This window comes from uncultured Aureimonas sp., assembly GCF_913775355.1.
Taxonomy (GTDB): Bacteria; Pseudomonadota; Alphaproteobacteria; order Rhizobiales; family Rhizobiaceae; genus Aureimonas.
The window spans coordinates 1-3271 of the sequence record NZ_CAJYIU010000068.1 but is presented as its reverse complement, the minus strand read 5'-3'; the positions used below and the strand labels follow the sequence as shown (position 1 = coordinate 3271).

Genomic DNA, 3271 nt, shown 5'->3' with positions numbered 1-3271 from the left:
CATCGCGCCGCAGCGCCTCGTCCTGTCGCTCGCGGGGCGCACGCTCGCGCCCGACCGGCCCGACGGGGTCGAGACGCGGATCGGCGGCTTCGGCGGTGCCGCGGGACTGGCCGACTGGCTCGCGACTGAGCGCATCACCCATCTCGTCGACGCGACCCATCCCTTCGCGCCCGGCATCTCGCGCAACGCAGCCGCGGCGGCTGCGGCGGCCGGTGTCGCTCGTCTTACGCTCCACCGTCCCGGCTGGGAGGAGACGGCCGGCGATCGCTGGCAGCGCGTCGACTGCCTCGGTGGGGCGCGCGATGCCTTACCCGAGGGAGCGAGGCCGTTCCTCGCGCTCGGCCGCCAGCATATCGCACCCTTCCGCCATCGGCCGGACCTTCGCATGATCCTGCGCATGGTGGACCCACCGGACGACCTGCCGTTCGAGGCCGACGTCGTCCTCGGCAAGCCCGGCGACCGCGCCGCCGAGATCGCGCTGTTCCAGCGCCTCGGCGTCACCCATCTCGTCTGCCGCAACTCGGGCGGCGCGGCGTCCTACGCCAAGATCGAGGCGGCGCGCGCGCTGGGGCTTCCCGTCGTCCTGATCGACCGCCCTGCCCCGCCGCCGCCGCCGGTGGTCGGAAGCGTCGAGGCGGCACTCGCTTGGCTAGCCGGCTGACTTCACCGCCTTGGGGCGGAGGATATGGGGGTGGGACGCGTCGTAGAGCTTGGAATCCTTGAAGCCCTCGGCGCCGAGCGCCCGTCCGACCAGGACGAGCGCGGTGCGCGTGAGCTTCGCCTCGCGCACCCGGCGCGCGACGGTCGAGAGCGTCGCATGGATGAACGCCTCGTCCGGCCAGCCGACGCGATAGGCGACGACCACCGGGCAGTCCGGCCCGTAGGCCGGCAGGGGCGAAAGCTCGCGCTCGATATGGGCGAGATTGCGGATCGACAGGTGGATCGCGAGCGTCGCGCCGCTTCGCCCCAGCGTCGCCAGATCCTCGCCCGCCGGCATGGCGGAGGATTTCATCGCCGTCCGCGTGACGATGACGCTCTGGCAGACCTCCGGGATCGTCAGCTCCTGCCGGAGCGCCGCCGCCGCCGCCGCGAAGGCCGGCACGCCGGGCGTCACGTCGTAGGGGATGTCGAGCGCATCGAGCCGGCGCATCTGCTCGGCGGTCGCGCCGTAGATCGACGGGTCGCCGGAATGTACGCGGGCGACGTCGAGACCGGCCTCGTGGGCTGCACGCATTTCGGCGACGATCTCGTCGAGATGCATCGGCGCCGTGTCGAGAACGCGTGCGCCGGCGGGCGCGGCCTTGATGATCTCTTCAGGCACCAGCGAGCCGGCATAGAGGCAGACCGGGCAGCGCTCGATGAGGCGCAGGCCGCGCACGGTGATGAGGTCGGGCGCGCCGGGACCGGCGCCGATGAAATGGACGGTCACGATCCGATCCCCGATCCGGCCTTGGCGGCGTAGCCGCGCGGCGTATAGGCGTAGGTGCGCCCCTCGCCGCTGACGAAGGCGCGCGTGTTGGTGGAGCCGACGACGACGACGGTGAGCATGTCCACCTCCTCGACGTCGAGATGCCGGAGTTCGACGATGCGCACGCTCTCGCCCTCGCGCCCGAGATTGGTGGCGAGCACGACCGGCGTTTCCGGCGGCCGGTGGGCGAGCAGCACGTCGCGGGCATAGGCGAGCTGGGTGCGGCGGCGCTTCGAGACGGGGTTGTAGAAGGCGATCACGAAGTCGCCCTCGGCCGCCGCCTCTACCCGGCGCTGGATGTCCTCCCACGGCGTCAGGAGGTCGGACAGCGAGATCGTGCAGAAGTCATGGCCGAGCGGCGCGCCGGCACGGGCCGCCGCCGCCTGGAGCGCGGAGATGCCGGGCGACACCGCGATCGCGACGCGGCGCGCCGCATCCGACACGTCGCCGCGGTCGATCAGCTCGAACACCAGCGTCGCCATCGCGTAGATGCCGGCATCGCCCGAACAGACCAGCGCGACGTCGCGGCCCTCGGCCGCGAGTTCCAGCGCGAACCGCACGCGCGCCTCCTCCGCGCCGAGGTCGAAGTCGTGGCGGCGTTTGCCGGCTGCCAGCGGCCCGAGGAGATCGAGGTAGAGCGAATAGCCGACGAGATCGGTCGCGCGGCCGACCATAGCCGAGACCTCGGGCGAGCGCCACGCCGAGCCGCCCGGCCCGATGCCGACGACGAAGAGCCGTCCCCGCGCGCGTCCGATGGTCTCGGCGTCGACCGGGCGGGGGCTGCGGGCGAGGGCCGCCGTCGCGCGTGCGGATTTCCGCTTCGGCACCACCAGTTCGCCGGCGTCCCCGACCCCGGCCAGCGCTGCCCCCTCGGACACGCCATGGCAACCGGTCTCGCGGAACACGACGTCGGAGGGATGACGGAGCCGCGGCGTCTCGGCCTCCAGCGTCGCGGGGTCGAAGAAGCGGGCGGGCACGCCGAAGCGGGCCGCCACGGCATGGACGGCAGGCTCGTCGGCCTTCAGATCGAGCGAGGCGACGGCGGCGAGCGACAGGGGGCTGAGGCCTGCGTCGGCCACGACGCTCTCCGCCAGCGCCACCGCCTCCTCGGGCGGCGCGCCCCGCTCGGCGCCGATGCCGAGCACCAGTGTCTTCGGCCGGTAGAGGAGTTCGAGCGGGTGCGGCGCGCGCTCCTCCTCGGAGACCGACAGCGTCACGCGTCCGTCGTCCGACAGCGGGATCGACGAGCGCTGGAGCCAATCCGCCTCGCCCTCGATCCAGGCGTGCTCGCCGGCCAGAAGCTCGGCCATGACCGCCTTCGCGTCGTCCGGGTTGGCGAGAGCGTATCCGGCCGGCGGATCATCGAGCGCGATGCCGAAGCGCAGGTCACCCGCCGTCGTGATCGCCGGGGCGACATGCAGCACGGCGGCGATGCGGCGCGCGAGGTCGTTGGCGCCGTGATGGCCGCCGAGAAGCGGCACGACGGCCGATCCGTCCTCGGCGACGCACAGGACCGGTGGCTCTGCGCCCTTGTCGGCAAGGAGGGGCGCGAGAATGCGGATCAGCGCGCCCGAGGCCATCAGGGCGACGATGGGACGCCCATCGGAAAAGAGCGCGCGGATGTGGTCGCCCGCCCGCGCGAAGGAGACGTCGCCGCCGCAGACGCGTTCGCCGGCATGCACCTCGCCGTGAAGCGCGTCGGCGATCCGGCGGGCAAGCGGCAGGGCGGCGGGGCCGAGACAGAGGATCGCGGGCGCATTCATCGAAGCTGGGGTCCGTTCAGGGCGTCGAGGATCGCCGGCT

General features: G+C 73.0%; 3 protein-coding genes. 1 reads left to right on the top strand and 2 read right to left on the bottom strand.

Annotated features, from left to right (window positions below; translation table 11 throughout):
* Positions 1–661: cobalt-precorrin-6A reductase (locus tag QZ753_RS05155; RefSeq protein ID WP_294641616.1), on the top strand; the 661-nt coding region annotated here is incomplete at its 5' end.
* Here the strand turns inward: QZ753_RS05155 and cobM are convergent.
* Together cobM and cobJ are read right to left on the bottom strand one after the other, a co-directional pair.
* Complete coding sequence (cobM, locus tag QZ753_RS05150) at positions 650–1429, bottom strand: precorrin-4 C(11)-methyltransferase (RefSeq protein ID WP_294641615.1); 780 nt, start codon at positions 1427–1429, stop codon at positions 650–652. The genes QZ753_RS05155 and cobM overlap by 12 nt on opposite strands.
* Positions 1426–3231: a precorrin-3B C(17)-methyltransferase gene (gene cobJ / locus QZ753_RS05145; RefSeq protein WP_294641617.1), complete on the bottom strand. Its 1806-nt coding sequence runs from the start codon at positions 3229–3231 to the stop codon at positions 1426–1428. The genes cobM and cobJ overlap by 4 nt, the downstream gene beginning before the upstream one ends.
* Positions 3232–3271 lie beyond the last annotated feature (40 nt).